This window comes from Parasphingorhabdus sp., assembly GCF_041748495.1.
Classification (GTDB): Bacteria; Pseudomonadota; Alphaproteobacteria; order Sphingomonadales; family Sphingomonadaceae; genus Parasphingorhabdus.
Window position 1 is genome coordinate 16762 of record NZ_JBGTDD010000113.1, and the last position, 24879, is coordinate 41640.

The 24879-nt window shown below is 59.6% G+C and carries 24 protein-coding genes; 12 read left to right on the plus strand and 12 right to left on the minus strand.

Annotated features, from left to right (window positions below; genetic code table 11):
- The first annotated feature begins 132 nt into the window (after positions 1 to 132).
- Entirely contained in the window at positions 133 to 1542 is a 1410-nt protein-coding gene (gene mgtE / locus ACEW8J_RS10315) for a magnesium transporter (protein ID WP_373491554.1), read from the plus strand.
- Here mgtE and ACEW8J_RS10320 read toward each other — a convergent pair.
- Complete coding sequence (locus tag ACEW8J_RS10320) at positions 1532 to 1948, minus strand: hypothetical protein (RefSeq protein WP_373491555.1); 417 nt, start codon at positions 1946 to 1948, stop codon at positions 1532 to 1534. The genes mgtE and ACEW8J_RS10320 overlap by 11 nt on opposite strands.
- A 153-nt stretch (positions 1949 to 2101) precedes the next feature.
- Here ACEW8J_RS10320 and ACEW8J_RS10325 point away from each other — a divergent pair, with 153 nt between their 5' ends.
- On the plus strand, positions 2102 to 2515 hold the full coding sequence (locus ACEW8J_RS10325; RefSeq protein WP_373491591.1) for a DUF1489 family protein: 414 nt from the start codon (positions 2102 to 2104) through the stop codon (positions 2513 to 2515).
- Here ACEW8J_RS10325 and ACEW8J_RS10330 read toward each other — a convergent pair.
- From ACEW8J_RS10330 to ACEW8J_RS10345, 4 genes are read right to left on the minus strand one after another with little or no spacing between them, the layout of a single operon-like run.
- Positions 2512 to 3549, minus strand: a complete 1038-nt coding sequence (locus tag ACEW8J_RS10330; RefSeq protein ID WP_373491556.1) for a glutathione S-transferase C-terminal domain-containing protein — start codon at positions 3547 to 3549, stop codon at positions 2512 to 2514. The two genes, ACEW8J_RS10325 and ACEW8J_RS10330, sit on opposite strands and share 4 nt — an antisense overlap.
- On the minus strand, positions 3536 to 4441 hold the full coding sequence (gene nudC, locus ACEW8J_RS10335) for an NAD(+) diphosphatase (protein WP_373491557.1): 906 nt from the start codon (positions 4439 to 4441) through the stop codon (positions 3536 to 3538). The genes ACEW8J_RS10330 and nudC overlap by 14 nt, the downstream gene beginning before the upstream one ends.
- 60 nt (positions 4442 to 4501) lie before the next feature.
- Positions 4502 to 5845: a serine hydrolase domain-containing protein gene (locus ACEW8J_RS10340; protein ID WP_373491558.1), complete on the minus strand. Its 1344-nt coding sequence runs from the start codon at positions 5843 to 5845 to the stop codon at positions 4502 to 4504.
- Positions 5842 to 6909 carry an A/G-specific adenine glycosylase gene (locus ACEW8J_RS10345; RefSeq protein ID WP_373491559.1) on the minus strand — a complete coding sequence of 356 codons (1068 nt, stop codon included), beginning with the start codon at positions 6907 to 6909 and terminating at the stop codon, positions 5842 to 5844. The genes ACEW8J_RS10340 and ACEW8J_RS10345 overlap by 4 nt, the downstream gene beginning before the upstream one ends.
- A 27-nt stretch (positions 6910 to 6936) precedes the next feature.
- On the opposite strand from ACEW8J_RS10345, the gene ACEW8J_RS10350 reads away from it, so the two are divergent.
- From ACEW8J_RS10350 to ACEW8J_RS10375, 6 genes are all read left to right on the plus strand, one after another.
- Positions 6937 to 7620: a DUF721 domain-containing protein gene (locus ACEW8J_RS10350; RefSeq protein ID WP_373491560.1), complete on the plus strand. Its 684-nt coding sequence runs from the start codon at positions 6937 to 6939 to the stop codon at positions 7618 to 7620.
- Positions 7617 to 8309, plus strand: a complete 693-nt coding sequence (locus ACEW8J_RS10355; protein WP_373491561.1) for a DsbA family protein — start codon at positions 7617 to 7619, stop codon at positions 8307 to 8309. The genes ACEW8J_RS10350 and ACEW8J_RS10355 overlap by 4 nt, the downstream gene beginning before the upstream one ends.
- Before the next feature lie 32 nt (positions 8310 to 8341).
- Positions 8342 to 9085, plus strand: a complete 744-nt coding sequence (locus tag ACEW8J_RS10360; protein WP_373491562.1) for a thioredoxin domain-containing protein — start codon at positions 8342 to 8344, stop codon at positions 9083 to 9085.
- A gap of 72 nt (positions 9086 to 9157) precedes the next feature.
- Positions 9158 to 12595: a chromosome segregation protein SMC gene (smc, locus tag ACEW8J_RS10365; RefSeq protein WP_373491563.1), complete on the plus strand. Its 3438-nt coding sequence runs from the start codon at positions 9158 to 9160 to the stop codon at positions 12593 to 12595.
- 322 nt (positions 12596 to 12917) lie between these two features.
- The gene (locus tag ACEW8J_RS10370) at positions 12918 to 13199 is read left to right on the plus strand and encodes a BrnT family toxin (protein WP_373491564.1); all 282 of its coding nucleotides are present in this window, start codon (positions 12918 to 12920) and stop codon (positions 13197 to 13199) included.
- Entirely contained in the window at positions 13150 to 13431 is a 282-nt protein-coding gene (locus ACEW8J_RS10375) for a BrnA antitoxin family protein (protein ID WP_373491565.1), read from the plus strand. Before ACEW8J_RS10370 ends, ACEW8J_RS10375 begins: the two co-directional genes overlap by 50 nt.
- Here ACEW8J_RS10375 and soxR read toward each other — a convergent pair.
- Positions 13428 to 13853 (minus strand): redox-sensitive transcriptional activator SoxR, encoded by a 426-nt coding sequence (soxR, locus tag ACEW8J_RS10380; protein ID WP_373491566.1) that lies wholly within the window; start codon positions 13851 to 13853, stop codon positions 13428 to 13430. The genes ACEW8J_RS10375 and soxR overlap by 4 nt on opposite strands.
- Positions 13854 to 14215: 362 nt before the next feature.
- Between soxR and ACEW8J_RS10385 the strand changes: the two genes are divergently transcribed.
- Positions 14216 to 14617, plus strand: coding sequence for a VOC family protein (locus ACEW8J_RS10385; protein ID WP_373491567.1), 402 nt, complete (start codon positions 14216 to 14218; stop codon positions 14615 to 14617).
- On the plus strand, positions 14614 to 14994 hold the full coding sequence (locus tag ACEW8J_RS10390; protein WP_373491568.1) for a VOC family protein: 381 nt from the start codon (positions 14614 to 14616) through the stop codon (positions 14992 to 14994). The genes ACEW8J_RS10385 and ACEW8J_RS10390 overlap by 4 nt, the downstream gene beginning before the upstream one ends.
- Before the next feature lie 285 nt (positions 14995 to 15279).
- On the opposite strand, the gene ACEW8J_RS10395 is transcribed toward ACEW8J_RS10390, so the two are convergent.
- The 4 genes from ACEW8J_RS10395 to ubiA form a co-directional block, all read right to left on the minus strand.
- Positions 15280 to 16413: an NADH oxidase gene (locus tag ACEW8J_RS10395; protein WP_373491569.1), complete on the minus strand. Its 1134-nt coding sequence runs from the start codon at positions 16411 to 16413 to the stop codon at positions 15280 to 15282.
- Positions 16414 to 16439: 26 nt separating this feature from the next.
- Positions 16440 to 17375, minus strand: a complete 936-nt coding sequence (locus tag ACEW8J_RS10400) for an NAD(P)H-dependent flavin oxidoreductase (RefSeq protein ID WP_373491570.1) — start codon at positions 17373 to 17375, stop codon at positions 16440 to 16442.
- Between the two features lie 24 nt (positions 17376 to 17399).
- The gene (locus tag ACEW8J_RS10405; RefSeq protein WP_373491571.1) at positions 17400 to 18416 is read right to left on the minus strand and encodes an aldo/keto reductase; all 1017 of its coding nucleotides are present in this window, start codon (positions 18414 to 18416) and stop codon (positions 17400 to 17402) included.
- A gap of 95 nt (positions 18417 to 18511) precedes the next feature.
- Complete coding sequence (gene ubiA, locus ACEW8J_RS10410) at positions 18512 to 19429, minus strand: 4-hydroxybenzoate octaprenyltransferase (protein ID WP_373491572.1); 918 nt, start codon at positions 19427 to 19429, stop codon at positions 18512 to 18514.
- A 107-nt stretch (positions 19430 to 19536) separates the two neighbouring features.
- Here ubiA and ACEW8J_RS10415 point away from each other — a divergent pair, with 107 nt between their 5' ends.
- The gene (locus tag ACEW8J_RS10415; protein WP_373491573.1) at positions 19537 to 20307 is read left to right on the plus strand and encodes a 16S rRNA (uracil(1498)-N(3))-methyltransferase; all 771 of its coding nucleotides are present in this window, start codon (positions 19537 to 19539) and stop codon (positions 20305 to 20307) included.
- A 216-nt stretch (positions 20308 to 20523) separates the two neighbouring features.
- Positions 20524 to 22422 (plus strand): DUF11 domain-containing protein, encoded by a 1899-nt coding sequence (locus ACEW8J_RS10420; protein WP_373491574.1) that lies wholly within the window; start codon positions 20524 to 20526, stop codon positions 22420 to 22422.
- Here ACEW8J_RS10420 and ACEW8J_RS10425 read toward each other — a convergent pair.
- Positions 22419 to 22874 (minus strand): YaiI/YqxD family protein, encoded by a 456-nt coding sequence (locus ACEW8J_RS10425; RefSeq protein ID WP_373491592.1) that lies wholly within the window; start codon positions 22872 to 22874, stop codon positions 22419 to 22421. The two genes, ACEW8J_RS10420 and ACEW8J_RS10425, sit on opposite strands and share 4 nt — an antisense overlap.
- Before the next feature lie 20 nt (positions 22875 to 22894).
- Entirely contained in the window at positions 22895 to 24868 is a 1974-nt protein-coding gene (locus tag ACEW8J_RS10430; protein WP_373491575.1) for a DEAD/DEAH box helicase, read from the minus strand.
- Positions 24869 to 24879 lie beyond the last annotated feature (11 nt).

Sequence of the window (24879 nt, forward strand, 5' to 3'; positions counted from 1 at the left end):
GTTCTTGGGGCGCATATAGGCAAGCCGCCCGGAAAAATCACCCTGCCTTGCGATAATTGTCACAAAAGATTGCAATTGCAACGTTGCAAAGACTAGTAAGCAGCCGAACGTGCACAAACAGGGAGCATCGCGATGACCGAGATCAACGACGCTCCATATCCTGACGTCGAACGCGAAGATGTCCTTGACGAAGACAACCGGCTGACCGACGAATTTGTCCGTTCGGTCTCCGACGCGGTCGAGGATAATAATTCCGCTCTGGCGCAGGAGCTGGTCAACCCGCTCCACAATGCCGACATCGCCGATCTGTTCGAGCTGATCGATGCGGACGAACGCGCGCCGCTGGCCGAAGCGCTGGGCGATCTGGTCAGCGCCGATGTACTCGCCGAGATGAACGAGCATGTCCGCGAGGACGTGATCGAGGCGCTGGATGCCGGCCAGATTGCCGGACTGACCGAACAGCTGGACACCGATGACGCGGTGGCGATTATCGAGGATCTCGAAAAAGGCGAGCAACAGGCGGTTCTGGCCGAACTGGACGCCGAGGACCGCGCCGCGATCGAAAGCGCCCTCACCTATGAGGAGGAGACCGCCGGACGCATCATGCAGCGCGAATTTGTCGCGGTGCCCGAACATATGATGGTCGGCGACCTGATCGACTATCTGCGCAAGAATGACGATCTGACCACCGAATTCTGGGAAATCTATGTGGTCGATCCGGCCTTCCGGCCGATCGGCACCTGCCAGCTGAGCTGGATCCTCAGAACCCCGCGCGACATTGCCATTGCCGATGTCATGAAGCGCGAGCAGTCGCTTATCCCGGTCAATATGGACCAGGAAGAAGTCGCTCTGCGCTTCCAGAAATATAATCTGATCTCGGCCGCGGTGATCAACGATGACGGCCGGCTGATCGGGATGATCACCGTCGATGACATTCTCCATATCGTCGAGGACGAGGCGAGCGAGGACGTGCTGCTGCTGTCCGGCGCCGGCGACGGCGACATCAACGAGCCGATCCGGGATAGCTACAAGGCCCGGGTGCGCTGGCTGATTACCAATCTGGCGACGGCGCTGGTGGCCAGTTTCGTCATCTCGATCTTCGGCGCGGCGATCGAGCAGATGGTTGCGCTGGCGGTGCTGATGCCGATCGTGGCCTCGATCGGCGGCAATGCCGGCACCCAGACCATGGCGGTTTCGGTCCGCGCGCTGGCGATGAACGAACTGACCCGGTCCAATACCCGCCGGATCATCGGCCGGGAATTCCGGATTGCCCTGCTCAACGGCGCCACGATCGCCATATTGGTCGGACTGGGCACCGGACTGGTCTTCGCCAATCCGATGCTCGGCGGGGTCATCGGCGTCGCCATGCTGATCAATATCGTAATTGCCGGTTTCGCCGGCATATTTGTACCGGTGATGCTCGACCGGCTCGATCAGGATCCGGCGCTGGCCTCGTCGGTGTTTGTCACGATGATTACCGACACCATGGGCTTTCTCGCCTTCCTCAGCCTGGCCGTGGCCAGCGGGATGGTCAGCTTCTAGCACCGACATAGGCGGCGACAAAATTGCGCAGGTCGATATAGATCCGTTCGCGTTCGCTGTCGCCGATCATCTCGCAACTGAGCAGATCGAAGGCGGGCCGGTTTCCGCCAGCCGCCAGTCTGATGGCCGCAGCCAGCCAAATTTCATCCGGGGTGGTCTGCGAACAGCAGGGGCGACCGATCTGAAAGGGTTCCGGCCAGGCGAAGCCGATGGTTTCCGCCAGGATCAATATCCGCGTTGCAGCCAGCTTTCCGCCCAGCCGGTCGGACAGTTGCTCGCTACCATCATATTCATTCTTCAGGGCGAGCACGGCCAGCCGAAAGGCGATGATCAATCGTGCCTCGACCGCCGGCATCGTCCTGATGTCCGGCAGGGGTAATGAAAATTTTTCCAGTATCTCGCCCAAACTGTCTCTCCTCAATATTTGATTCTTACCGTTTTATGCTATTGATAATCATTTGCAATAGAAATCTGGGGCGATGTAAAATCTGGCTCGGTCGCTAGGCAGGCCAGAGCCAATGGACTTGACTAAACCGGTCGGCCCCCACAAATGCTATCCATGCCACTCAACATGACCAAGATTGCCTATCGTAGCGAAAGCCCGGCAACGCTGCGGAAATGGCTCGAATCCCATCAGAATGACAAGCAGACCGGTGGCGAAGCGAGACTCACCACCCGCTATCTGCCCAAGCGCCACGAAGAAATGGTCGGCGGTTCGCTCTACTGGATCCACGCCAAGAAGATCGTTGGCCGCTCGCCGATCATCGGCTTCATGGACAATGGCCAGGGGCGACAGTGGATCAGGCTGGAACCCAGGCTGGTCGCCGTCCAGCCCATTCCCAAGCGGGCGCATCAGGGCTGGCGCTATCTCGAGGAAAAGGACGCGCCAGCCGACCTCGCCGAGGGGGCGGAAGGAGCGGAAGAGATGCCAGCCGAGATGCTGGGTGAACTGGCGAGCCTCGGACTGGTCTAGCGCTTCGCAAACAGACTTTCGCAACCCGTTCCCGCCAGCAACTCATCGATTCGTGTTCGACTGTCCCCGGACAGCGTCTGATAGGCATCGCGCAATGCGACCAGACATTTTGCCTGATAGGGAAATGGCGGTTGCTGCCAACTCCGCCCATCAATTTCGGATTCAACATTCTCGGCGCCCGACTGGACCGCCGCTGCATTGGCGATCAGAAATGGCGCATAGGTGCGGCCGATTTCCGACAACAGGCCTTGCAGAGAACCATATTGATCCTCGGCCAGCCATTCACCGCCCCTGTGCCCGGACAGATCGTCCATCCGATCCACCCAGGCGCGGACCCGCTGACCATATTTTCGGGTCAGCGCCATCGATGTTGGTTCGACCTCGGTGAGCTGTGTCAATTGACCATAGAGGGCAAAGTCACAGGCAGAAGGTCGCCCTCCCAGCACAAAGCCCTGCTCCCGGATCAGCCTGTCCAGTAAGCCAAGCAACCGGACAAAGCTGTCTTCGATCGTTTTTGCCGTAATCTTGTTCGATCCCACAACATAAAGCCGGTCAATCTGGCGCTTGGAAAATTGCGCAGCCATGGCGGTGACCTGTTCGTCCGGCAGATTGGGATTGGTCCAATGGATCAGCAGCGGTCCGACATGGTCGGCATCATCCCGAAACGCCCAGCGAAAATGGAACATCGCCTTGGTCAGCCATTCATCAGCATAATCCTCGACCAGCAGATCCAGAAAACACAGCGCTTCCTTTTCGGGAATCACCGAACGTCCGGGAAAGTCTTTTTCCAGCCGCCGGATGATCGGCGTGCTGTCCACTGCGGCTTCCAGATTGCCGGCGCTGTCGCGGAAATAGAAGGTCGGAAGCAATGCCACCTTTGGCCTGGGATAACCCCTCGGTACTCCCATTATGCCGCTCCACGAGATGTTATGCGGAATCTGCCGATAGCGCAGTAAAGCCAGCATTTTTCGCGTGTAAGGCGATCCCGGCACGCCCATAAGTTCCAGCCGGTCGGTCAATTCAGCCCTTTTCATCCAGCCAGTGCCGGAGCAGATCATAGGCGATGGCAAAGGGCGGCGGTGCGACGAACAGGGCATCCGCATCACCGGCCATGGCCGCCTTGATCTCGTCGAGCGAAAACCAGGCCGCTTCCTCGATTTCGTCTTCGTCGATAGTCAGGGTCGGATCATCGGTGACGCTGGTGCAGGCGATCATCAGCGACGAGGGAAAGGGCCAGGGCTGGCTGGCGACATAGCGCACATCCCGGACCTTGATGCCGGCTTCCTCGAACAATTCGCGTTTCACGCAGCCCTCGATACTTTCTCCCGGCTCCACAAACCCGGCCAGCGCAGAAAAGCTTTTTGGCGGAAAGCGCGGCTGACGGCCCAGCAATATCTTGCCTTCGCATTCCGACAACATGATCGCCACCGGATCGGTGCGAGGAAAATGTTCCGCTCCGCAACCGCCGGTTTCGGGATCGCATAGCCGCGCCCAGCCACCCTTGCGCGACTGGGTCGGCTTGCCGCATTGCGCACAATAGCGATGCCGCGCGTGCCAGTCGACCAAGCTGCGGGATGTGGCATATATCGCGGCTTGATCCGCCGGCAAGCTGCCCAGCGTCTGCCACAGCGCCCGATTGGCGGCGGGACCGGCATCGCCTGCGCCATTGAGTTCCGCAAATAACGGCGTGTCGTTGTCAATGCCGAGCAGAAGCAGATCATTATCCGGCGATGCTTCATAGGCGGCACCCCAGGCGAGATCGCCATGATCGTCAAATACCGGATTCAGGCCATCCAGTTTCAGCAGTCTGGCCCGCGGGTTCATCATCGCAGCGCGCAATCTGTCGGGGTTGACCCGCACCTGATCGGTGCGGTCAAGGGTCCCGCCAGCAAAGGTTGGCACTATGTTATTTCGGTCGGTCAGCATCTGTCTCCGGTATATTTTCCAGTCTGGTCCCTTTCCGTGCGGAGGGAATCGCGGTCCGGGCTACGGGCTGGTATTGCCTGAGCCTGCCTGAGCATTGCCGATCAGGTCTGCATAGACATATTTCGGAAAGTCCGACTGGAAGGGATAGCTGTTCGACGGGATATATTGGGTATAGCCGCCGGCACGGAGCCCGCGCACCGTATCGACGAAGGCTGACGTCCCAGCCGCACCGCCCCAGCCAAACGTGCCTGCCGGGCTGATCTCGGTACCAAGACCGGAGCGTCCGCCCGCGCCAAAGCCATGATTGGCGACCCATGTCCCTTTCGTATTGGCGGTTTCCGGCAGCAGGTTGGACATGCCAAGCTTGACCGTATCCGGCTGCATCACCTGGACATCACCGAGTTTGCCGAAGCCCAGCAGCATCTGCAGAAACCTGTCATAGTCACCCGCCGTTCCAACCAGACCGGTGCTGCCAAAGGCAAAGGGCGGCCTGTCGAGAAATATGCTGGTGGCGCCAGGATCGACCGGAATCAGCGATCCGGCAAAGGGGGCGTAATTGTCGGCAAGATCGAACGCCCGTTCCGCCGGGACATTGTAGAAGATGCTGGTCATGCCCAAAGGCCCGAACATCCGCTCCTGCAGAAACTGGTCGAGCGGCTTGCCCGACACTTTCTCGATCACCGCGCTCAACACGTCATGGCTGAGCGAATAGCTCCATTGCGTGCCGGGTTGATAGACCAGGGGCATTTCCGCAAGCCGTTTGACGAAGGTCATGATGTCCGGAGTCGGCGCGCCGACATCGAGACCCGGGATCGGGCTGCGGCTGATCCGCCCCGGAGTCAGTCCGGCGGCCAGATAGGCTTTCTGGATCGGTCCCTTTGATATGATCGTATAGCCGAGACCAGCCGTATGGGTCTGCAGGTGGCGGATGGTGATCGGTGTCCTGGCCGGCTCGACCTGGTCCAGCGCGCCTTCGGGATCGACCAGCACCTGCATATTGGCGAATTCGGGAAAAAAGTCGGACAGCGGCTGATCCAGCGAGATCAGGCCGTCTTCGATCAGCATCATGGTCGCCATGCCGGTCACCGGCTTGGTCTGCGAATACATCCGCCACAATGTATTGCTGTCGACCAGCTTGTCACCGCCAAGCCTGAGAGAACCGGCGGCAATCACCTGCGGCGCCGCCTGGCCGAAACCGATCATCGCCAGCATGCCGGCGACTTTCTTGCTCGCGACATATTCGTTGATGATCTTGGTCAGGCCCGGAAAGCTCGTCCCCATTGGCTGGGCAAGGGCAATAGCGGGCATGCCGGCCAGAAAAGTCCCGGCCCCGATGCCGCCGAGCACCGAGCGGCGTGAAAAGGATGATCCAGGTGACCGGGTTGCACGTTGTTCAGCGATCATATTTCTTCCTTCAATTTCCATTGCACCGCCTTGGCATAAAGGGTTGGCAGACCGGCTTCCGCAATATTGTCGAGCGGCCACCAGATATCGGAATCCCTATCAGTAGCGATTTTTTCATCCTGATAAACTGCCAAATCGACCGCAAGCGAAAAATGGGTGAAGCTGTGCTGCAGGATATTGTCGTGCACCATCCATCGGCCTGCGATTGGCGGCCGCGCGTGGCCGTCATTGCCCGCTGCCCAGCCGTCATCCGGCAGCGACCGCATCCCGCCGAGCATGCCCCTCGGCGGCCGGGTCGCCAGCAATATCCGGTCGTGCCGCTCGATCCAGAAAAACCGTGCGCGCCGCAGCGGCTTTGCCTTTTTCGGCGGCTTGACCGGAAAATATTCCATCGTCCCGGCGGCAAAGGCCGCGCATTGTTTCTGCACCGGACAGATAGGGCATTTGGGATTTTTCGATGTGCAAATGGTGGCGCCGATATCCATGCAGGCCTGGGCAAAATCCCCGGCACCCTTTTTCGGCGTGATCGCATCCATCGCCGTCCGGATTTCGGCCTTGCCCTTCGGCAGCGGCGTGTCGATCGCGAACAGCCGCGCCACCAGCCGCTCGATATTGGCATCCACCACGACCGCACGCTCGCCAAAGGCAATGGCGGTGATCGCGGCTGCAGTATAGCTGCCCACGCCCGGAAGCTTCAGCAGTTCAGACTCTTTGCGAGGAAAGATTCCACCCATTTGCTCAGTGATTTGCACGGCGCATTTGTGAAGATTTCTTGCCCGCGCATAATAGCCGAGCCCGGCCCATGCAGCGAGCACATCTGCTTCCCTCGCATGCGCCAGGCTCTGGACCGTCGGCCAGCGCCGGGTGAATTTCTCGAAATAGGCCTTGACCGCGCCGACCGTCGTCTGCTGCAGCATGATTTCGGACAGCCAGACATGATAGGGATCGGGTAAATTCCCGCCCGGCGGAATCCGCCAGGGCAGCTTTCGCGCCTTATCCACATAATGTGCACCGATATTGGCAGATATTTTTCGTGCCCTGGCGGGGAAACTATCGACGGCCATGGCCGTGCCATGCCATAAATGGTCACAATGGCGAAGAAAATAGGCAATGATGGTGATGAAAAGGCGACAAACGCCGCCACCGGCACGCCTGCGGCCAAAAAAGTGGCTCCGAGATCGCCGGGAAAATCATCGGCCCGTCCATATCAGAAATACCAGCGTCCGCGCGGTGGTCCGGCGAAAAGCATATCCGACCTGATGCCCGAAATCGGCCGCGCCGCCTTTCGCCGCTATGGCTTCATCCAGAGCTCGGTGGTCAGCCGCTGGGCCGAAATCGTCGGCGAGCGCTATGCTGCGGTCTCCCTGCCCGAATCGATTCGATTCCCGCGCGGCGAGAAAGAGGGCGGAACATTGCATCTGCTGGTTGGCGGCGCCTATGCGACCATGATGCAGCATATCGCTCCGGACATCATCGAGCGGGTCAATCGCTTCTTCGGCTATGGCGCGATCAGTCAGATAAGATTCAGGCAGGGCGTCGTAACACCCGCGAAAGACAAGGAAAAGCGCGTCGCCCTGCCCGCCTCGCTCAAGCCCGCGCCGATCAAGCTGGGCGAGAATTTGCGCGATATCGGCGACGCGGAACTGAACCGGGTGCTCGAATCGCTGGCATCGGCAGTTGCAAAGGCGGAAGCGGACCCTAAGAACGATGTGAAGTCGAGTATCAAGATCGTCGGCAAGATCGGCGGCCACGAAAAGAAGAAGGATCAGTCATGAAATTGGGCAACGCCTATCTTGCTTCGGCATTGGTGGCAGCAGTGGTGGTGATCTCGCCAGCATCGGCGCAGCAGACCGACTGGTCCAAGCGCGTCACCCTGTCCGCGATGGGCGGTCATGTGATGGGCAACCCCCTCGCTGCGCACAAGCTGACCGAATATATGAGCTATACCTGCGATCATTGTGCGGCATTTGAAACCCAGTCCCACAGCGCCCTGACCAAGAATTTTGTCGACAAGGGCCATGTCAGCTTCGAGATCCGCAACCTGATCCTCAATCCGATCGATCTGACCGCAGCGATGCTCGCACGGTGCGGCGGACGCACCAAATTTTTCGGCAATCATCACGCGCTGCTGCTGCAGCAGCCGGTGTGGCTGAAAAAATTCCAGTCCACGCCCCCAGAAGTCATGAAGACGATCAACGACGGCACGGTTCCGCAGCGATTGAAGAAAATTTCCCAGGCGGCAGGCCTCGACACTTTGATGGCAAAGCGCGGCTTTACCCCAACCCAGATCAATGCCTGCTTGGCCGACAAGACGGAACAGGATCAGATATTGGCGATGACGGAATATGCCAAAACCACCCTCAAGCTGACCGGAACGCCCAGCTTCACGATTGGCGATCAACCGCTGGCCAAAGTGCACAGCTGGTCGGCACTGCAACCCAAATTGGCGGTCCTTCCGCGATAACCATCGATCATTTTAGAAAGCAGGATCAGAATATGCGTAAATTACATTATATTGCACCCTTGGCTTTTGCTCTGGCGCTGACCGCCTGCGGGGAAGCAACCGAAGGCGAGACCGGCGCAAATGCTTCCGGTTCGGTCGAAGCCGTCGAAGCCCCGGCCGGGCAGAAATGGTCCGAGACGGTATCGAAGACTGACGCCGGCGGTATTGTCATGGGCAATCCCGATGCTCCGCTCAAGCTGGTCGAATATATGTCGATCACCTGCTCGCACTGCAAGGATTTCGGCGAGCAGGCCTTTCTGCCGCTGCGCGACAATTATGTAGAGAGCGGCCAGGTCAGCTTTGAAATCCGCAATTTCGTTCGCGATCCGCTGGATCTGTCCGCGGCGATCCTGTCCCGTTGCGGCGGTGAAGCGCCGTTCTTCCCGCTGACCGAACAGGCGCTGAGCTATCAGGCCACCATGTTTGAAAAAGCGCAGTCGATGGGCGAAGCAACCTATAGCGACATATTGCAATCCCCCCCTGATTCCAGATTCGTTCGACTCGCCGAGCAACTCGGCCTGATCGCCTTTTTCCAGCAGCGCGGGATTTCCGAAGACCAGGCCAAGGCCTGTCTGGCGGATACAGCAGCGGCGGAATCGCTGATGGACGCGACCCAGAAAGCGATCGAGGACCATAATATCGAGGGAACCCCGACATTCCTGCTGAACGGGCAGAAAATCGACGGGACCAACTGGGCGATGGTCGAGGCGAAGCTGAAGGAGGCTGGCGCGAAATAGGTGCCGGACCGATCGCAAGAGGGGATGCGATTTGAAAAGGGTGACTGACAAGCGTCGCATGGGATATTTTTCATGCAGATAAAGAAGCTCAGACTCTCGGGCTTCAAAAGCTTTGTCGATCCCACCGAACTGCGCATTGAAAAGGGGCTGACCGGCGTCGTCGGCCCCAATGGCTGCGGCAAATCCAATCTGCTCGAGGCGATCCGCTGGGTCATGGGCGAAAATTCCGCCAAGTCGATGCGCGGCGGCGGCATGGAAGATGTGATCTTCGCCGGCACCGAGACCCGGCCCGAACGGCAATTTGCCGAAGTCGCCCTGACCGCGGAACGGGAAACCGACGATGTGTCGTCGCTGCACGTCGGCGACAATGACAGCGAGCTGGAAATTGTCCGCCGGATCGAGCGCGGTGCCGGGTCGGCCTATCGCGCCAATGGCACCGATGTCCGGGCCAAGGATATCGCCCTGATCTTCGCCGATGCCGCCACCGGCGCGCACAGCCCGGCGCTGGTCAGCCAGGGCAAGATCTCCAATATCATTTCCTCGAAGCCTGAAGCCAGGCGGGAGATGCTGGAGGAAGCCGCAGGCATTTCCGGCCTGCATGTCCGCCGCAGGGATGCCGAACAGAAACTGCGCGCAGCGGAAAAAAACCTGTCTCGCCTCGACGACATATTGGGCGATATGGAACAGCGGGCCGCCAATCTGCGGCGACAGGCCAAGCAGGCCGAACGTTACCGGAAGCTCAGCGCGGAAATCACAATCGTCGAGGGACGGCTGATCTATGCCCGCTGGCAGGAAGCCGCAGCCGCAGCCGACCTGGCCAAGGCCGAAGCGGAAGCAGCCGAGGCCAAGGTCAATGCGGCACAGAATGAACAGCAGGCCGCGGTGTCGGCGCAAAATGCAAGCGCCAAAGCGCTCGGCCTATTGCGTGCCGAGGTTCAGCGCGCGCGCGAAGAAGCCAGCGAGTCCAGCCACCGTCTGCTGACCCTGACCAACGAACGCGACAATCTGAAATCGCGCCTGCTCGATCTGCAGGCCCAGGCGCAGCGCATCCATGATGACAATGCTCGCGAGGACCAGCTGACCCGCGATGCGATGGCGGCGCTGGCGGAGTTGGAACAGGATGAGAAGCGGCTTGCCACTTCACTGTCCGATCTCAACAGAGAGCGACCGGACCTGGAACGGGCCGCCGAACGCGCCGACCGCGCGGCCAGCGAGGCCGAGGTAGAGCTCGCCAAGGCAGTCGCCGAGGAAGCGCGCATTCAGGCCGAAATAAAGGTCGCCAATGCCGCCGTTGATGCGGCGCAGGCGCGCCACGACCGGCTGGCTGTGGAACTGGGTCGGCTCCATGCCGAACGCGCCGAAATGGGCGATGAAGACGAGCTGAAAACGGCGCTGGCCGATGCAATTGCGGCGCGGGAAGCTGCCCAGGCCGCAGCGGATCGCAGCGGCGGCAAAATTGCTTCGCTTGAGGAGCAGCGAATAGAAGCAAACGCCGCGCGCGATGCCGCCCAATCCAGTCTCGCCACACTGAAGGCGGAGCTGGCCGGGCTGCAATCGGAACATGATGCGCTGGACCGCGAACTGTCCAGGGTCGAAAGCAGCAGCAAGGCCATCGATCAGGTCAAACCGGCAGCAGGCTACGAACGGGCTTTGGCGGCGGCGCTGGGCGATGATCTGCTCGCTGCCATTGGCGCGGATGGCGACCGCTATTGGGGCGGCGGCAACAGCGGTTCAACCGGCGACGCACCCGCAGGAACCGAAACCCTGCTCGACCATGTCCAGGCCCCGGCCGAACTGCATGCTCGCCTGTCCCAGATTTTCATTGCCGACCGCGACGAGGGCCAAATTCTGGCCGTCGGGCAGCGGCTGGTGACCAGAGTCGGCGCGCTGCGCCGCTGGGACGGTTTTGTCGCCCGGGACGATGGCAACGCCAGCGCCGAACGGCTGGTCCGGGCCAATCGCCTGCGCGAACTGCAGGACATGCTGACCCCGGCTCAGACCAGGGTTGCCGCAGCCGAATCAGCGCTTGTCGCCGGACGCGATGCGATGGCGGCGATCGAAACCCAGCTGGGGGAAGCCCGCAATGCGCGGCGCGAGGCCGAGGAAGCGCTGCGCCGCGCGCTGCGCGCAGCCGATCAGGCGGAGGAGGCCCTGTCCTGGCTGCAGAAGCGCACCGCCAGCCTGGCCGAACGGGATGCGGCGCTGAAGATAGAAACCGCGACCGCGCTGGCAGAGCTGGAAGAGGCACAGAAGGAGCGCAGCAGCCAGCCTGATGGCGCGGCGCAGGAACGGGCACGATCGGCGCTTCAGGACCAGCGCGATGCCGCTCGCGGCCGCGTGATGTCGGCGCAGGCAGCGCTCTCCGCGATCGACCAGAAGCTGGCGCAGGTGAAGGAACAGAAAGCTGTTGCCAGCGCGCAGATCCGGTCGTGGCAGGACCGCTCCGGCGAGGCCGAGGCGCGGATGAAGGAAATGGCCAAGCGCGGCGCCCTGATCGAGGCCGAAATCGAAAATCTCGCCGACCGCCCGCGGGTGATCGAGGTAGAGGTCGGCAGGCTCGCGGAACAGCGGGATGGGCTGAACGCGAAGGTCGCCGAAAAGGACAGCGCTCTGCAGGCTGCCGAACTGGCCCAGCGCGACCATGAAGACCGGCTCGCCCAAGCCAGCGAAATGCTTAGCCAGGCCCGCGAAACGCGCGCGGGCGCCAGGGCGCGCGCCGAGAATCAGGATCTGCGCCGGATGGAGATGGGCCGGATTTCGGCCGAAAAATTTGAATGCCCCGCTCCGGTGCTGCCGAAAAAGCTCGAATTTGACGAAGACACGGTTGGCGATGCGTCACAGGAATCAGCCCAGCTGGAACGCCTGTCGCTTAGCCGCGAGCGGATCGGCCCGGTCAATCTGGTCGCCGCTGATGAACTGGCGGAGCTGGAAGCCGAATGGGAGAAATCGACGAAGGAAAGCGCGGAACTGAACGAGGCGATTCACCAGCTGCGCGGCTCGATCGGCAGTCTTAACCGCGAGGGCCGCCAGCGTCTGCTCGCTGCCTTCGAGGAAGTGGACCGGCATTTCCAGCGGCTGTTCGCCACCCTGTTTGACGGCGGCAAGGCCCATCTCGAAATGATCAACAGCGATGATCCACTGGAGGCGGGCCTCGAAATCATGGCGCAGCCACCGGGCAAGAAGCTGACCTCGCTGACCCTGCTGTCGGGCGGCGAACAGGCGCTGACCGCTGTCGCCCTCATCTTCGGCCTGTTCCTGACCAACCCGGCCCCGATCTGCGTCCTCGACGAGGTCGATGCCCCGCTCGATGACGCCAATATCGAGCGTTTCTGCGACCTGCTCGACAAGATGGTCGCGGAAACCAGCACGCGCTATCTGATCGTCACCCATAATGCCGTGACCATGAGCCGGATGCACCGGCTGTTCGGCGTCACCATGGTGGAACGCGGGATTTCGCAGCTGGTCTCGGTGGATCTGGATGCGGCGGAAGAATTGCTCGCGGCGGAGTGAGCAAAGCTTTCAACCGATAGGCGCCCTTCGACAAGCTCAGGGCTAACGGTATAATGCAATCGCTGCCATACCCCCGTCAGGGGTGAGCTTGTCCAACCCCGCCTATCGTCTGCGCATACTTGCTCGACTTCCCAGCCATCTCAGTTCCCGGAAACCTTAGAAACGAACCAGCTCTCCCGCCTGTACTGATAGAGTTTATGGTAGCGGAGCAGTATTGACTTACTCAATATGTGTAACTACAAAAACCATGTCTATTTGGCAGATGGGGCCACAGGCATGAAAATCGAGGACAAAATCATCCCGGTTCGCCAAAATATCTTGAATGAAGATATCGTTCGACCCGGACAAGCGCCGACGTACCTTGGAAGCCCGGGGGCTAGATTTTGCGGATGCTGTCGCGATTTTTAGATCGCGTCATATTTCACAACTTGATGACCGGCAAAATTATGGAGAAAAGCGATTCATAACATACGGATATATCGAGGATCGTATAGTCGCCTTGGTCTGGACCGAACGAGAATCCACTCGGAGAATCATTTCACTGCGGAAAGCCAATGAACGAGAGCAAAAAAAAGTCAGAGAAGCCTTGGGTAAATTCCGATGATGCGCCGGAATGGACAGACGATCAATTCGACCGTGCGGCCATTTGGGAAGGAAACAAGCTGCTCCGCCCCGCCGATGGCACGCTCACCAAGCCGGGCCGGCCGAAACTGGAAAATCCCAAGCAGCAGGTGACGTTGCGGCTGGACCAGGCGGTACTGGAGAAGTTCAAGGCTGGCGGTGCCGGTTGGCAGACGCGGATCAACGAGACGCTCCGCAAGGCGCTCGGACTCTAGTCCCCCAAAATCAGCTGCGGCCCCGCTCCCCTCAGCCCCGCCCGGTCGTCGGGATTGTAGAGAGCGCATTTCTTCAGGCTGAGGCAGCCACAGCCGATGCAGCCGTCCAGCCGGTTGCGGGTGCGTTCCAGTTCGGCGATCCGCGCATCAATCACCCCGCGCATCGCCTTGCTGATCCGGGTCCAGTCGGCCTGGGTCGGGGTGCGTCCATGCGGCAGGCTGGCTAGCTGGCGGCTGATTTCGCCGATCGTCAGGCCCAACTGCTGGGCGATCAGGACGAAGCTGAGTCGCCTGATGTCCGACCGCAAGAACCGCCGCTGCCCGCCGGTGGAGCGGAACGGCTCGACCAGGCCCTTTTCCTCGTAGAAGCGGATCGCGGATCGCGGATACCGAGAGACCGGTGCGGGCGGCAAGCGAGCCAATGGTCAGGGCTTTTGTTTCCGGCATTTTACTTCTTTCTTCAATATGTGCTCGGCACTTCTTCGCGCTGCTTATCCTGTTCCCCGGCAAAGGCCGGGGTCCATCTCGAGAACTCCGGGCGGGCTGCAAAGATAGTGATCGCTAGCGACCCTGGCGTCCCTGCGGTCCTTCAGGAGATGGGCTGCTGCCTGCGCAGCAGCATAACATTCGCTCTCCCGAAATAATATCTTGACCTCAACTTAGCTTGAGGTTGTACGAATCGCAAGCATGGAGAACTGGCGGGCTCAGACAGTCGCCTGCAAAACGGAAAACATGCTTCCAGTTCTTCCATCGAATGGACGCCAGCACAGCGAGGAAACAATAGATGAAGCTCAATCAGGTCACCGTCGGATGCCTCGATTATGATCAATCACTCGCTTTTTATCAAAGGCTTGGCCTCACCCAGATCGTCGGCTCCGCGCCCCGCTATGCCCGGTTCGAGACAGAGACCGGCGAGACTTTTTCGATCCACGCGGTGGAGAAGATCGGAGCGCCAACGACTCTGATCTATTTCGAACTCGATGATCTGGACGCAACCGTCGCGCGGCTGCAATCCGTGGGTTTGGCCTTCGACGAGGAACCTACGGACCAGAGCTGGGGCTGGCGCGAAGCGAGGCTCCGCGACCCGGCGGGTAATCCGATCTGCCTGTTTTACGGCGGCAACAACCGCCGCTTCCCGCCTTGGCGGATCAACCTATCAACAACGGAGAAAGGAAATGAACAATGACCATCGGAAAACTGGAGCACGCCAACATAACGGTCAGCGATCCCCAAAGGAGCGCCGACCTGCTGCGCGATCTGTTTGGCTGGCATATCCGGTGGGAGGGGCCATCAATGTCGGATGGCCACACGATCCACGTCGGCACGGATGAGCAATATATCGCGCTCTATACCAATCCGGATGTGAAGGCCGCGGATCCGCATTTCAACAAGGGCTGCCCGATGAACCATATAGGCGTGACCGTCGATGATCTGGATGCCGTGGAGGCCAGGATCGTTGCGGCGGGGCTGAAGACCTTTAGCCATGACGATTATGATCCCGGGCGGCGCTTCTATTTCTTCGACTGGAACGGCATCGAATTCGAGGTGGTGAGTTATCGGTAACGCCCTTCTCCCTCAAGGGAGAAGGATACGAAGCCTTGCCGAGGAACGAAGCTAGGCGCAGTTGGATGAGGGTGTACCAAGCTGCGAATAAAGCGCAACATTCCACCGCCTGAACACCCTCACCCAGCTGCCGCTGGGCTCGTTCCTCGCCAAGCTCCTGCATCCCTCTCCGCCATGGGAGAGGGAGATTGAGTTTGAGGGGGCGGCAGCATTTTCCGTCATCCTGACCTTGTTTCAGAATCCAGAGCGGCAACCGCGCTCAACTTTTCCGCCTAACAATCGTTTCTACAAACTAGGATTAACCAGCACCTTCTCGCCGGTAGCCTTCTTCTCGTAACCCTTGGCAGTCTCCGGATCGATCATGTCCATCAGGCTGATCTCGCTCGAATAGTCGCTGTGGAAAATGCCATTGCGCTCCTCGACGGTGTACATGCGCATTTCCATCATCCGCTCGCCGCCGACCTTTTCGAGATGCGGGGTGAGCAGCCAGCCACCGACGCCCCAGTAGAGCCCGAGACCGCCGCCGAGGATGGTTTCGCCGGTGTCGAGACGGCCGTAGATATAGACCTGCTTGTTGACCGTCGAGCCATAGACGCTGAATTCCGCGCCGCGCACCGCCGCGGCCTTTTCCATCGCGGTCAGGATATAGCTCGCCATCTTGCCGCCGCCGATTGCATCAAAGCCAAGTGTTGCGCCGGTTTCCGCCAGCGCGGCGATAAGCTTGTCCATGAAGTCATTCTTGCTGCTGTCGATGACATGGGTGAGGCCGATATCGGTGAGGATCTTCTTCTGCGCATCGCTGCGCACGATAGCGACCAGGTCCACACCTTCCTTGAGGCAGAGCTTGGCCAGCATTTGCCCGAGATTGGACGCGGCAGCAGTATGGACCAGCGCTTCATGGCCTTCGGCGCGCATGGTGTTGAGGAAGCCCTGGACGGTCATCGGATTGACGAACAGCGAAGCGCCTTCCTTGGCCGGTGCGCCTTCCGGCAGCGGCACGCACATCATCGCCGGCATCACCCGGTGGGTGCGATACATTTCGCCGCCCACGATGGTCACGACCTTGCCCATCAGTGCCTGCGCGGCATCGGATGACCCGGCCGCAACGACGGTACCGGCACCTTCATTGCCTGCAGCCAGCTTCTTGCCCGCGCGGCCCTTAAAGAAGGGCTGCATCGCCGGTTCGACATCGGCGACCAGCGCCGGATGACCATCGACCGTTTCACTGCGCACCGTGTCCATATTGGCCGCAGCGGTCAGTAGGCCGAGATCGGAAGGATTGATCGGCACCGCCTCCATCCGGACGACGACCTCATGCTCCTTCGGCTCGGGCACATCATAGGGTTCGATCGACAGGATCGATTTTCCGTCTTCGGTTACGGTGGTGAACAGTTGCTTTGCATCGGGAAATTGGCTCATCAGAAATTCTCTCTCTCTTGTTGTTTTCAGAAACTTTTGGCGGCGTTCAGCGCGCCCAGTCTTCCAGTGATCGCGAAAAATTCGGTCACCGTTTCATCGATAATCTGTCTGGCAGTTTTTACCTCGTCAATCAAACCGGAAGATTGCCCGGCGAGACCCACGGATGCTTCCATATCCCCGCCAAAATAGACGTCCATGATGCGCTTGAACGTGTCAGCCGGCATCAGACCGTCTTCGTATATCTTTGCCGTGCGTTCGGTTTTCAGCGCGCGGATGCAGGGCGAGGCTTTCTTGTTGAGGACATAGGTTCCGGTTTCCTTGGCATCGAGTATCGCCTGCTTGTAATTCATATGCACCGGACTTTCGGCGCTGGACACAAAGCGCGTCCCCATCTGGATCGCTTCCGCGCCCAGCGCAAAGGCCGCCGCCATGCCCTGGCCATCGACAATCCCGCCAGCCGCCACCATCGGAATATCGGTCTGCCGGCGGATCGCCTGCAGCAGCACCAGGGTGGAAACCTCTTCGGGATTCTTGAAGCCGCCACCTTCTGACCCTTCGACAACCAAGCCATCGACTCCGGCCTCGACACAGCCCATTGCTGCCGCGACGGTAGGAACGGCATGATAGACGATGATACCCGCCTCCTGCAGGGGCCCGACAAACTTTCGCGGGCTGCCAGCCGAGGTGGTCACGAATTTCACACCCGAACCGCAGATATGATCCAGTATCGCGGGGTCCTTGAGGAACATGATCGGCAGGTTCACCCCGAATGGGGCGTCGGTGAGATCCTTCATCTTCTCGATCTCGGCCATGCAGGCTTCGGTCTCGCCGGAACTGGTCTCGATAATACCGAACCCGCCCGCGTTGCACACGGCGGAAGCCAGCTGCGACCGCGCGATCCAGCCCATCGGTGCCTGCACGATCGGATATTTCGCGCCTGTATGTTCGAGGAAACGGTTCATAATCTGTCTTTCACTATTGGCTGATCATCCCATCGGGTACATGATTTCCCGGCTGATCTTGTAGATCCGCTTCATCATCTCGTCGCTGAGCACCAGATCGGCCGCCGCAAATATTTCGGGGAGCTGGTCGGTGTGCGTCGCGCCGACGATGGTCGAGGCAACAAAATCATGCTGTTTCGACCAGGCGGTTGCCAGCGTGACCGGTGCGACTCCCAGTTCGTCGGCGATTGCCATGAAACGCTTGGTCGATTCCTCCGACTTCGGATTGACGAACCGTTCCGCCATTTTCTTCTGTCGGCCACCCAGATTGAGATAGGCGGAGAAACGCGCGCCTTCCGGCGTTGCGCCATCATTATATTTACCGGACAAGGCACCACCGGCCAGAGGCGAATAAGGAATCAGGCTGACCCCTTCCTGACGGCAGACCTGCGCCAGTTCATCCTCGAACCGGCGGTTGTTCATGCTGAAATTATTCTGGATCGTGCAATAGCGCGCGACGCCCAGCCGTTCCGAAGCTTCCAGCGATTTCATCAGTCCCCAGCTGGTTTCATTGGAACAGCCGATCGCCCGGATTTTTCCGGCCCGGATCTGCTCGTCCAGCACTTCCATCGTTTCGTCATAGGCGGTGCCATGATCGGGCCAGTGGGTCTGATAAAGATCGATATAGTCAGTCTGCAACCGCTTGAGACTGGCATCGAGAGCGCGCACGATATTGTGGCGGTCGATCGCGGTCATGCCGGCGCGCTGCGATGATTCGATCCAGCCATGGCTGGGTCCGGAAACCTTGGTGGCGATGATCAGGCTGTCCCGGTCCTTGCCTTTCATCCAGCGGCCGACGATATTCTCGGTTTCTCCGGCCCACTCCCGCTTTGGCGGCACGGGGTAATTTTCCGCGGTGTCGAAGAAATTGATCCCGGCCTCGACCGACTCGTCGAGGATTCGGTGCGACATGGCTTCATCGGCGCCGCTGCCAAAGGTCATCGTCCCCATGCAGATTTCGGAAACATATATCGGGCTTCGGCCCAAACGGCGTTTTTTCATGCAAATGGCTCCGGGAAACAAGAGGTGGGATTAACTGTGCGGTTAAGTAGCATAGCCGTCAAGGGTTGCGAAATGCAATCCAATTTGCTGGTCGGCTAGCCCGCCTGCCCGAGCACCAGACAGGCGAGAAACATCAGCAAACCGGCAAAGCGATTGGATCGAAACTTGGCGAGTGCATCATCGCCATCGGCGCTTTTCAATGTTGTCACCTGCCACAGAAGATGCAGACTGATCGGTGCGAGAGTTACGATAGCAAGCCAGTGTGGACGCAGCATCCAGAAGGCAGCTGCCCAGCTGGACAGCGCCATCAGGTAAAAGTTCAGGACACCAAAATGGACATTGTCACCCAGTCGCAGAGCGCTGGATCGGATCCCGACCAGTGCGTCATCTTCACGGTCCTGCAACGCATAAATCGTGTCATAGCCGATCACCCAGAAGATCGAACCGAGGTACAGCAAAGCCATCGCCCAGTGAAATTCCGGAACAATCGCCAGCCAACCGACCAGCGCTCCCCAGCTGAACACCAGCCCCAGCCAGGCCTGCGGCCACCAGGTGATCCGTTTCATGAAAGGATAGGCTGCAACCAGCGCCAGGCTGCCCAGCGCCACCAGCTTGGCGACGCCATTGATCTGCAACCAGACGATCAGCCCGATCAGACAGAGTATCGCCAGCCAGATCCAGGCGGCCTTGAGCGATACAGCACCACTGGCCAGAGGCCGGGAGCGGGTCCGCTCCACCTGACGGTCGAGGTCGCGATCGACAATATCATTATAGACACAGCCCGCCGAACGCATCGCGATCGCGCCGAGCAGCAGCCAGAGCAATAAATCCCATCGATCGATCGCACCGCCAGCCAGCGCAATGCCCCAGGCGCAGGGCCAGAACAGCAGCCACCAGCCGATCGGGCGATCAAAGCGGGCAAGCACGGCAAAGGGCCGGGCTACGGCAGGCAACAGGCCGACCAGACCCTTATGCTCCGTATCCGGAACGACATTTTGAAAGTCGGATGACATCAGCGGCTTATACCGTTAGTCCTGAGCTTGTCGAAGGGCGTTTTTCGACCGATAGCCGCACTTCGACAGGCTCAGCGCTAACGGTTACTGGAGATCCGAGAACTGCCATGCCCGCTACCCCTGCCTATCCCCCGCACAGCGCTCCGCGTCTGTTCGTTGATGTTGAACTCAACGACGGGTCCGAGATCCGCCTCGATGGCAGCCACGCCCATTATCTGCTCAAGGTCATGCGGATAAAACAGGGTGATCCGGTCAAGCTGTTCGATGATCGTACCGGCGAATATCTGGCCCATGTGACGACAGTGGCCAAACGCGATCTCACCCTGTTGATCGATGGCAAGGCCCGCGACCGGGAAGCCGTCCCCGACCTGTGGCTTTGCGCAGCGCCGATCAAGAAGGACCGCTTCCACTGGATCGCGGAAAAAGCCACCGAACTGGGCGTCGCGAAAATCTTGCCCGTGCAAACCGAGCGCACCCAGGGTCCGGCGATCAAGCCGGAAAAACTCCGCGCCCATATGATCGAGGCGGCGGAACAATGTGAACGCACGGCGCTGCCCTCGCTCGATCCATTGACCAAATTGACCGCAATGCTGGAACAATGGCCGGCGGAGCGCCATCTCTTCTTCGCCGATGAGCGCATCCACGCGACCGGCGAAGGCAGTTTTCGCAAGGCGCTGGTCGCCCATGACGGACCGGCAGCCATTCTGATTGGCCCAGAAGGCGGCTTTTCCGACAGCGAAAATGAAATGATCCGCGCCCTGCCCCAATCCGTCGCAGTTTCGCTTGGCCCGAGAATATTGCGTGCCGATACCGCAGCGATCGCGGCGATCAGCCTGTGGATGGCGGGTCGTGGTGACTGGAACCCCGCCAACGCCTAGTCTTTGGTATATTTCAAAGGCCTAAGAAACCAGCGGACGCTGGCCCTGCGACCATCGTGAAATCCTTTATAATCAGATCATTCCAGCGGTTTGGTTAATCATTCCTTAGCCCATTCTGGGTAGGGAAAAGCGATGAATTTGGGGAAATCTCTCGGGGGCCAGATCCGATGGACGTTTCACACATTCCTTTGGGGATGTCTGTGTCTGGGTCTGGCCATGCTATATCCGGTGGATGAAGCTGAAGCGCAGACGGTCAATCAATATACGATCAGCGAACCTGGCGGTCCCAATGATATCGTCGCGGCACGCACTTGCGGGGCGGGTGGCTCTCCGCTGGTAAAGAATTTCAGTGTCGGAACGAATTTCATCGTCAGCGATGTCGATCTGGGGTTTCTCGCGTCGCACAGCTATCGCACCGACATCAATGTCATCCTGCAATCCCCTGCCGGTACCAGGGTCACCGCCATTGTCGGTGCTACGGTAGGCGGCAATAGCAACCTGAACGTTCACCTGAGTGATGAATCGAGTCCGATGGTCAATAGCGGGGGGCATGGAAATGACAGCATAACCCCCACGCCAACCCCCTATCAACGGCAATTGGCTCCCAACAATCCCTTGAGTGCCTTTGACGGCGAGAACGCCGCCGGCACCTGGCGTATGGAAATTTGCGACATGTTTCCAAGTGCCGACAATGGCAATTTTTTGCGGGCCGATCTTTGGCTGACGGAACTCCCGGCCAATTTTGCCGACCTGTCGCTCAGCAAGACTTTCGGGGCAACGGGATCCAACACGGGCATTTACACCCTGTCGGTGACCAACGCATCTGAATCCACGCTAACCGCAACCGGCGTGACGGTAAGCGACAATCTGCCCGCTGGCGTCACATTGACTGGCATTTCGGGGACAGGAAGTTTTAGCGGCGGTATCTGGACATTGGGCACGGCGATCGCGCCCGGCCAGACGATATCAATCGAACTGAGCGTCACCATCACCGCGACATCGGGTATCATTACCAATATTGCCCAGATACGCAGTTCGTCGGCGCTTGATCCTGATTCGACTCCGAATAACGGCGTCACCAGCGAAGATGATTATGCCAGCGTCAGCTTTACCGCCGGCGGGCGGTTACCCGGTTACGTGCCGCCACTGACTTCGGTATGTTCCCTCGGCAACCAGATCATCTTCAGCTGGGCCGCGCCAACCACCTGGTCGCCGTCGGGTTCGCTCGGGCAAACTTATACTGTCCCTGGGCTCGGCAATGTCGCTTTCGCCGTCACGCAGCCACCCAGCGGCTTCACCAACGGCACACCTGCCATCACGACCGACAATAGCGGCGGCGGCCCGGCGGGTACCCAGGCGCTCTATTTCTATATGAACAATGGTAATGAAACGCATGTTTCCAGCACGACGTTCACCTTGCCGGTCGCGGTTCCAGGGCTCCAGTTCAAGATATTTGATATCGATTTTGCTGCCAACCAGTTCACCGACAAAGTGACGGTCACCGGCACCTATAATGGAGCGACAGTGTTGCCGACTTTGTCGAACAACACGGCCAATTATGTCAGCGGCAATAGCGTGATTGGTGACGGAGCTTCAGGTCCAACCGAACCTTTCGGCAATGTAGTCGTGACCTTCACCTCTCCTGTAGACTCGGTGACGGTGGTCTATGGCAATCATTTCCCAACAACGCCGACATCATCGGGCAATCAGGCGATGTCGATCCACGACATCACTTTCTGTCGTCCGTCGACCAGTTTGAGTGTCACCAAGGTCAGTTCGATCATCAGCGACCCGGTCAATGGCAGCAGCAATCCCAAACGCATCCCGGGTGCCGTCGTCCAATATTGCATCCTGATCAGCAACACGGGCGCATCCGCCGCCAATTCGGTTGTCGCAACGGACATTCTGTCCGGTCCGTTCACCTACACAGCGGGGTCAATGAGAAGCGGCAGCAATTGCGGATCTGCGGCAACGGTGGAAGATGACGATGCGACGGGTACCGATGAAAGCGACCCTTATGGTGCATCGCGCGCCGGTTCTACCATCACCGCGACCGCCACAACATTGGCCGCGGCCAGCGGCTTCGCACTGACTTTCCGGGTCACTGTAGACTAGCCGAGACGCTTCAGGCGCACGAGAATTTCATCCAGAGACGAAAGGAACCGGGAACGGTCAACTTTGCCGAACGGTGGCGGTCCACCGATATTCTCCGTGCCCATTCCGGCGCGCAAGTCGGCCATGATCGCCCGTGTCGCCACGGCCGCACCTATCGAGTCGGCGGTAAACGGCTTGCCATTGGATGCGACCACCGCCGCACCCGCCTTCACACAGCGATCCGCCAGCAAGATGTCCGACGTGACCACCACGGTGCGGGCACCAGTTTGCTCCGCAATATAGTCATCGGCTGCGTCAAAACTGTCGCTGACCACCACCCGGCTGACCAGCGGGTGATCCGGCACCCGAAACGGGCTGTTGCTGACGATCACAACCGCCACGTCATGGCGCTCGGCCACGCGGTAGATTTCCTCCTTCACCGGGCAGGCGTCCGCATCAACGAGGATGGTGATTGCGTCTGGCATCAATCCTGTCAGTCGGCCTTGGGACCGCCGGGTCTGGAGCCTTCAAACGGGCGTTTTCCGCGATGCGGCTTTTTGGTGCCGCCGGCAAAATTGCCTTTCGGCCCGCTGCTGCGGTCACCCTTGAAGTCGGATTTCTTCTTGAAACCGCCGCCAAATTCCCGCTTGGGTGCACTGCCGTCAGAGCCGCCTTCACCTTCAGCCTTGCGTTTCTGATAAGGCTTGCCGCCTGCCGGTTTGTCGCCGAATTTCTTGTCACCAAACTTGTTCTTGCCGAACTGCTTGCCGCCATGCTTCTTGCTGGCATTGCTGTAATCGCGTTGACCGCCAGCATTGTCGCTTCGCCCGCTCTTGCGATTGCGCTTGGCTTCATCGCGCGGCTTGCCGTCAAACTGGGTGATGATGATATCGTCGGTATCATCCCCGCCAGCCTCTCTTTTCTCGGCAATGGCAGCGGTAAACTTGTCGACCACGCGGCGAGGAATTTCGAACAATGTGTCGTCGCCATTGATCCGGATCGCGCCGATTTCATTCTTGGTGATATGACCCCGGCGGCACAGCACCGGCAAAAGCCAGCGGGCATCCGCGCGCTGGTTATGGCCGACGTTCATCTTGAACCATACCGTGTCCTCAAATCCCGGGCGCGGGCCGCCTGGAGCGGCTTGCGACTGGGCACCACGATCGAGCATCTGTTCCGGAGCGGGCATTTTGGCGCGGTGCGACTGCACCAGCATCGCCGCGATTTCTTCCGGCGTTTTTTCCGCCATCAGACGTTTTGCCAGTGCCATATCGTCTTCGTCGATCTCGACCGGCTGCAACAGGGTTTCGATCAGCCGCTCGGCATCATTCTTGCGAATGTCGCCGCGGGTCGGTGCGTCTTTCCATTCGGCGTTGATGTTTGCGCCGCGCAACATCGATTCGACCCGCTTGCGCCGCTGATAAGGGACGATGATGACCGCCGTGCCCTTCTTGCCGGCACGTCCGGTCCGTCCGGACCGATGCTGCAAGGTTTCCGCATCGCGCGGCATATCGACATGCACGACAAGGCTCAATGTCGGCAAGTCGAGACCGCGGGCCGCGACATCGGTCGCGACGCAGACGCGCGCACGTTTGCTGCGCAAGGCCTGCATCGCCTGGTTGCGTTCGCTCTGGGTATGCTCGCCGGACAACGCCACGGCGCTAAACCCGCGGTCCACAAGACTGGCGTGCAGACGACGCACCGCCTCGCGGGTGCCGCAGAACAGCATCGCCGATTCCGCTTCATGAAAACGCAGCAGATTGACCACCGCATTTTCGGTGTCGGCCGGAGCAACCGTGATCGCCTGATAGGCGATATCGCCATGGCCGCGATCTTCTCCCACCGTGGAAATACGCAGCGCATCATTCTGATAGCGTTTGGCGAGATTGATGATCGGTTTCGGGATCGTCGCCGAGAACATCAATGTCCGGCGCTGCTCACCGGTGGCGTCGAGAATTTCTTCCAGATCTTCGCGGAAGCCCATGTCGAGCATTTCATCGGCTTCATCGAGTACCGCAGCGCGGAGATTTTTCAGGTCGAGCGCGCCGCGTTCGAGATGGTCGCGCAGCCGGCCGGGCGTGCCGACAATGACATGCGCGCCGCGCCGCAGGGTGCGCCGCTCTTTCGAAGCATCCATGCCGCCGACACAGGTCGCGATCTGGGCACCAGCCGGCTGATAGAGCCAGGTCAGCTCGCGACTCACCTGCAACGCCAGTTCGCGGGTCGGGGCGATCACCAGCGCAAGTGGTTCGACCAGAAACGGAAAGCGCCCGTTTTCATCGAGCAATTGCGGCGCCATCGCCAGTCCGAAGGCCACGGTCTTGCCGGAACCGGTCTGGGCGGACACGATCAGGTCGCGTCCTTCCGCTTTGGTTTCCAGCACGGCGGCCTGAACGGGCGTCGGTTTGTCATATTCGCGCGCAGTGAGCGCCTCAGCAAGAAGCGGAGAAATTTTGGAGAAAGGCATAAGATTTTAAT

Bases quoted from the DNA above. Each gene is read 5' to 3' on its own strand.
- mgtE (WP_373491554.1), top strand. From the start codon at position 133: ATGACCGAGATCAACGACGCTCCATATCCTGACGTCGAACGCGAAGAT.
- ACEW8J_RS10325 (WP_373491591.1), top strand. From the start codon at position 2,102: ATGCCACTCAACATGACCAAGATTGCCTATCGTAGCGAAAGCCCGGCA.
- ACEW8J_RS10330 (WP_373491556.1), bottom strand. From the start codon at position 3,549: ATGAAAAGGGCTGAATTGACCGACCGGCTGGAACTTATGGGCGTGCCG.
- nudC (WP_373491557.1), bottom strand. From the start codon at position 4,441: ATGCTGACCGACCGAAATAACATAGTGCCAACCTTTGCTGGCGGGACC.
- ACEW8J_RS10340 (WP_373491558.1), bottom strand. From the start codon at position 5,845: ATGATCGCTGAACAACGTGCAACCCGGTCACCTGGATCATCCTTTTCA.
- ACEW8J_RS10345 (WP_373491559.1), bottom strand. From the start codon at position 6,909: ATGGCCGTCGATAGTTTCCCCGCCAGGGCACGAAAAATATCTGCCAAT.
- ACEW8J_RS10350 (WP_373491560.1), top strand. From the start codon at position 6,937: ATGGCGAAGAAAATAGGCAATGATGGTGATGAAAAGGCGACAAACGCC.
- ACEW8J_RS10355 (WP_373491561.1), top strand. From the start codon at position 7,617: ATGAAATTGGGCAACGCCTATCTTGCTTCGGCATTGGTGGCAGCAGTG.
- ACEW8J_RS10360 (WP_373491562.1), top strand. From the start codon at position 8,342: ATGCGTAAATTACATTATATTGCACCCTTGGCTTTTGCTCTGGCGCTG.
- smc (WP_373491563.1), top strand. From the start codon at position 9,158: ATGCAGATAAAGAAGCTCAGACTCTCGGGCTTCAAAAGCTTTGTCGAT.
- ACEW8J_RS10370 (WP_373491564.1), top strand. From the start codon at position 12,918: ATGAAGATATCGTTCGACCCGGACAAGCGCCGACGTACCTTGGAAGCC.
- ACEW8J_RS10375 (WP_373491565.1), top strand. From the start codon at position 13,150: ATGAACGAGAGCAAAAAAAAGTCAGAGAAGCCTTGGGTAAATTCCGAT.
- ACEW8J_RS10385 (WP_373491567.1), top strand. From the start codon at position 14,216: ATGAAGCTCAATCAGGTCACCGTCGGATGCCTCGATTATGATCAATCA.
- ACEW8J_RS10390 (WP_373491568.1), top strand. From the start codon at position 14,614: ATGACCATCGGAAAACTGGAGCACGCCAACATAACGGTCAGCGATCCC.
- ACEW8J_RS10395 (WP_373491569.1), bottom strand. From the start codon at position 16,413: ATGAGCCAATTTCCCGATGCAAAGCAACTGTTCACCACCGTAACCGAA.
- ACEW8J_RS10400 (WP_373491570.1), bottom strand. From the start codon at position 17,375: ATGAACCGTTTCCTCGAACATACAGGCGCGAAATATCCGATCGTGCAG.
- ACEW8J_RS10405 (WP_373491571.1), bottom strand. From the start codon at position 18,416: ATGAAAAAACGCCGTTTGGGCCGAAGCCCGATATATGTTTCCGAAATC.
- ubiA (WP_373491572.1), bottom strand. From the start codon at position 19,429: ATGTCATCCGACTTTCAAAATGTCGTTCCGGATACGGAGCATAAGGGT.
- ACEW8J_RS10415 (WP_373491573.1), top strand. From the start codon at position 19,537: ATGCCCGCTACCCCTGCCTATCCCCCGCACAGCGCTCCGCGTCTGTTC.
- ACEW8J_RS10420 (WP_373491574.1), top strand. From the start codon at position 20,524: ATGCTATATCCGGTGGATGAAGCTGAAGCGCAGACGGTCAATCAATAT.
- ACEW8J_RS10430 (WP_373491575.1), bottom strand. From the start codon at position 24,868: ATGCCTTTCTCCAAAATTTCTCCGCTTCTTGCTGAGGCGCTCACTGCG.